The following is a 4,610-nucleotide window of genomic DNA, read 5'->3' as shown; positions in this document are numbered from 1 at the left end:
CTTCATGGTGCCGTATTTCTCGCGCGCGTATTCCATGCCCGAGACCGTGCCCGGCACGCCGACGGCCAGATGGCCGTTGGTGCTCAAGCCCTTGATGACGTTGCCGTCCTTGTCGAGGTACATGTTGGCGGTGGCGGCCAGCGGGGCCTTCTCGCGGAAGTCGAGGAACGTCTTGCGGCCATCGGCCAGCTGCACGGTCATGAAGCCGCCGCCGCCCAGGTTGCCGGCCGCCGGATAGACCACCGCCAGCGCGTAACCCACGGCCACCGCCGCATCGACCGCGTTGCCGCCGCGCCGGAGCACGTCGACGCCGACCTTGGTGGCCAGGTGCTGCGCGCTCACGACCATGCCGTGCTCGGCCGCGACCGGCGCCTGCGACGCGGCATTCGAGGCGCTTGCGCCCGCGAGCAGGAGCGCAGCCGCCACGGCGGTGCGCAAGTTCGGAGTCCAGTGGAGGTTCTGCATGGGTGAATTTCCTCTTTTGAGTTCGATGGGAACGGTAACGGTCACGCGACGAGCAGCGCCTTGCGCCGCAACGCGGCCAGGCCAAGCACCACCTGCTGCCGTGCGAATTCCTTCAGGACCGATGGATCGGTCAGCGGCTGGTCGTTCTGGATGAAGCGCAGGCGGCCGGCGCCCACTTCGTCCGCCAGGTGGTCGGCCAGCATGCCGTGCGAATGCGCGCCGTCGAGCAGCGGCAGCAGGCAGCGCTCGAGCGCTGAAAGCCCCACGAGTTCGTGCCACTGGTTGCAGGCGTTCGCCGCGCTCCCGGCCGACAGCGCCAGGCCGGGCGCACTGCGCACCGACGGCAGCGCCCGCGGCAAGGCAGAGACCTCCGCGGCGGCGTGCACGGGCGCGCGCCGCACGCGCACAGCGCCGAGGATCACCAGTTCCTCGAGCATCGACAACACCACGGGCTCGACCGACGAACGCGGCTCACCCAGCAGCGCGAGTACCGCGGCCACCAGCCCCTCGAACGGCATGCTGGCGGGGTAGCGCGCATCGAGCACCTGCGCCAGCGCCTTGTGCACCGGCAGCCGCAGCGTCACCGTCAGGTTGCGCAGTGCATTGCATGGCTGCTCGCGCGCATCGAGCGTGAGCGCGCTGCCGTCTGCAGCGGCAAACACGCCGGCAAACTCGAAGCCGCGAATGCGGGCCGGGTCGAGCCGGTAGCGGATGTCCCCGGCGCGGCCCTGCTTCACCAGCAGCGTCTGGCGGAAGGTGCGGTTCACGAGGAAGTCGAGGTACTGCTCCATCAGGATCTGGCTGCCGCCGCACTCGCGCAGCAGCGGCTCGCGGACCTTCTCTCCATAGTTCTGGACGAACATCGTCGACGGCTCGGCCTCTGCCAGGTAGCTGAGGCCATTCGCCTCGGCGCGCGCCACAAACTCCTTGAAGTAGCAGGGTGCGTTGCAGGGCTCGAGGAACTCGTGCAGCAGGTAGGAGCCGTTGGCCCCGCGCACGATCGGCATGGTTTCCTCGAGCGTCTTGCCGAGCACGCTGCCGGGACGCGCCGACTGCTCGAGGAATTCGAGCATGCCGCGCGCATAGGACAGCTTTTCGTCCGGCGTGTCGCGCGGGCCACCGCGCAGGATCATCGCGTCGCGCACGATCTCCCTCGCCTTCCAGCCGGGGTAGACGTTGTAGCTGACATAGGCAACGCCATTGGGCGCCAGATTCTCCGAACACACGCGCAGGATCGCGTCCTGCACCGGGCCCGGCACCCAGCTGTAGACGCCGTGGCAAATGATGTAGTCGAACTGGCCGAACGATGCATCGATCTCCGCCAGATTGAACGCCCGCAGCTCCACATTCGACAGTCCGGCACGCGCGATGGCCTCGCGGCCTTGCTCGACCTGCACCGTCGACAGATCGAGTCCCAGGGCGCTGGCTTCGGGGTGGCGCGCCGCAAACGGAATCAGGTTGCCGCCGGCCGCGCAGCCGAGTTCCAGCACGCGCGCGGTCGACGGGGCCGGTGCCTCAAGGCCGAACAGAAAGGCAATGGCCTCCAGGTGCTCGACGGCAGTTTGCGGGAACGGGTGCGATTCGTAGGGCACCGCGTCGTAGTAGCTCGTGAGCGTGGAAGTCAGTGAATCGGGCACGGCGTCCTTTGGAATCGAGGCCGGCCGCAGCACCCTTTGCCAGGGAAACAGCGGCCATGGTGTGTCGGTTCCCGCTGACTATAGCCTCGCGCCGGGCAAAAAAAAGCCAACCCGTCGAAGGTTGGCTTTTTGCGGTGGATGGTGGAGCTGGGGGGATTTGAACCCCCGTCCGCAAGCCTTCATCGCGCAGTTCTACATGTTTAGTGATCTGATTTGAGTCTCGCTTCCGGAGTCGCGCAGTCACACGCTAAACCGGACGCCAGCACCCTATTTTCTCACCCCGACCCAAGGTACCCGGATCGGAGCCAGCCCATGTAATTATCCTTGCAGCCGGGAGGTCAGGATTGCTCCAGACCCCCTTGCCCAGCCCATCGGCCAACTGTTGCAAGGCTCACTGGCAATTAAGCAGCGAGTGCGAAACGTTCGTCGTTTGCAGTTAGTTTGTTTGAATCTGTTTTACGAGCGCATTCAGCTCGACATGCCCCGCTGCGACTCCGAACCCACGTCGAAACCAGTGCAGCCCCAAGCACAGCATTTTAGGCCGGGTTGAGGAATTGCAAGAGCTCCAGGGGCGAAGTAATTGCGGCATCGGCCTCCCAGAGCGTGGCGTCCGCCTGCGGCCCCATGTAACCATAGGTAGCCGCAATGGTTCGCATGCCTGCGGCCCGGCCCGCGATGATGTCGCGTTCGTCGTCTCCCACGTAGATGCAGGCGCTGGATGGAATTCCAAGCCGGCGTGCCGCTTCATGCAGGGGCTCGGGGTGCGGCTTGGAGAACGGCGTGGTGTCGCCGCTCACGATGGCGCCCGCGCTGCCGAAAAGCGGAATGGCGTGCGTCAGCGGATCGGTGAAGCGCGCCGACTTGTTGGTGACGACGCCCCAGGCCAGGCCGCGCGCGCGGATGGCTTCGATGAGCGGCGGCACCCCGTCGAACACCTGCGTGTTGAGCAGCATGCGGTTTTCGTAGGCAACGAAGAACTCTTCCCTCAGCGCAGGAAATTCCGGCGACTCGGGCGTGATGCCGAAAGCCACGCCGAGCATGCCCCGGGCGCCGGCTCCCGCCATGAACCGGTAGCGCTCCAGCGGGTACGACTCGAGCCCGCGATCCGTGCGCATCTTGTCGGCCGCGGCGCCGAGATCGGGCGCGCTGTCTATCAGCGTGCCGTCCAGGTCGAACAGCACGGCCTGGATTGCCGTGGCCGTCACGTCTGCGAGCCCGGCAATGCCGGCTTCTGCGTGGCGAACATGTAGTTGACGCTGGTGTCGGCGCTGAGCCAGTAACGCCGCGTCAGCGGGTTGTGTTCCATGCCGCGCGTATGCCGCAGGTCGAGGCCTGCCGCGCGGCAGTGGGCCGCCAGTTCGCTGGGGCGCAGCAGCTTCGCGTATTCGTGCGTGCCCCGGGGCAGCATGCCCAGGACGTATTCGGCGCCGACGATCGCAAGCATGAACGACTTCAGGTTGCGGTTGATGGTGGAAAAGAACACCCAGCCGCCCGGCTTGACGAGCGTGGCACAGGCCTGGACGATCGAAGCGGGCTCGGGCACGTGCTCCAGCATTTCCATGCAGGTGACGACGTCGAAACTGCCGGGCTGCTCCGCGGCCAGCGCCTCGGCGCTGACTTCCCGGTACTTGACGCCCTGGGTGCCGGCTTCGAGCGCATGCAGGCGCGCCACCTTGAGCGCCTTGCTCGCCAGGTCGATGCCGAGCACGTCCGCGCCCTTTCGGGCCATCGAATCGGCCAGGATGCCGCCGCCGCAGCCGATATCGAGCACCCGGCGCTGCGAAATCGGCGCAATACCGTCAATCCATTCCAGTCGCAATGGATTGATTTCATGGAGCGGGCGGAATTCGCTGTCCAAATCCCACCAGCGGTGGGCAAGCTCCGAAAACTTGGCGAGTTCCGCCGGGTCGGCATTCACATGATCTGTCATGCCGTGATTATGAAACGGAGAATGCGCCGTCGGACATCGAGGCGCACTTGACACCAGCCGGATGGAATTCGGCAGGCATAAAAAAAACCCCGCCGAGGCGGGGTTTTCTTTTAGCGATTCAATCGAATCACTTGGTGGCGCGGGTGCCAACCACTTCGATTTCCACGCGACGGTTCTTGGCGCGGCCTTCCTTGGTGCGGTTGTCCGCAACAGGCTGCTTCTCGCCCTTGCCTTCGGTGTAGACGCGGTTGCGTTCGATGCCCTTCGAGACCAGGAAGGCCTTGACGGCTTCGGCGCGGCGCACCGACAGACGCTGGTTGTAGGCGTCCGAACCGATCGAGTCGGTGTGGCCCACGGCGATGATCACTTCGAGGTTGACGTCGCGGATCTTCGAAACCAGGTCGGTCAGCTTGGCGCGACCTTCAGGCTTGAGAACCGACTTGTCGAAGTCGAAGAATGCGTCGGCAGCGAAGGTGACCTTCGAGGCAGCCACGGCCGGCGGTGCGACAGCGGCAGGCGGCGTCACAGCGGCAGGAGGCGTCGCGGCGGGAGCCGGAACCAGAGCACCGTCGCAACCG

The 4,610-nt window shown here is 65.7% G+C and carries 5 protein-coding genes and 1 other RNA gene; all 6 read right to left on the bottom strand.

Translation table 11 applies throughout. The features are described from left to right. The coding region (locus tag AC1DOC_RS20190; RefSeq protein WP_478130360.1) for a gamma-glutamyltransferase at window positions 1-465 on the bottom strand (465 nt) is incomplete at its 3' end. Between the two features lie 41 nt (window positions 466-506). Next, window positions 507-2,102, bottom strand: a complete 1,596-nt coding sequence (locus tag AC1DOC_RS20185; protein ID WP_478080202.1) for a class I SAM-dependent methyltransferase — start codon at window positions 2,100-2,102, stop codon at window positions 507-509. A gap of 139 nt (window positions 2,103-2,241) precedes the next feature. Then, window positions 2,242-2,626, bottom strand: a transfer-messenger RNA (tmRNA) gene (gene ssrA, locus AC1DOC_RS20180). 12 nt (window positions 2,627-2,638) lie between these two features. Further along, window positions 2,639-3,307, bottom strand: a complete 669-nt coding sequence (locus AC1DOC_RS20175; RefSeq protein ID WP_027729748.1) for an HAD family hydrolase — start codon at window positions 3,305-3,307, stop codon at window positions 2,639-2,641. Next, complete coding sequence (gene ubiG, locus AC1DOC_RS20170; RefSeq protein WP_012746765.1) at window positions 3,304-4,032, bottom strand: bifunctional 2-polyprenyl-6-hydroxyphenol methylase/3-demethylubiquinol 3-O-methyltransferase UbiG; 729 nt, start codon at window positions 4,030-4,032, stop codon at window positions 3,304-3,306. The genes AC1DOC_RS20175 and ubiG overlap by 4 nt, the downstream gene beginning before the upstream one ends. A 127-nt stretch (window positions 4,033-4,159) precedes the next feature. Beyond that, the coding region (ompA, locus tag AC1DOC_RS20165; RefSeq protein ID WP_478130359.1) for an outer membrane protein OmpA at window positions 4,160-4,610 on the bottom strand (451 nt) is incomplete at its 5' end.

Source organism: Variovorax sp. 01T439_2 (assembly GCF_056398445.1).
Note: the sequence above shows the minus strand (reverse complement) of the source record. Positions and strands in the feature narration are given on the sequence as shown.

Bases quoted from the DNA above. Each gene is read 5' to 3' on its own strand.
- ubiG (WP_012746765.1), bottom strand. From the start codon at position 4,032: ATGACAGATCATGTGAATGCCGACCCGGCGGAACTCGCCAAGTTTTCG.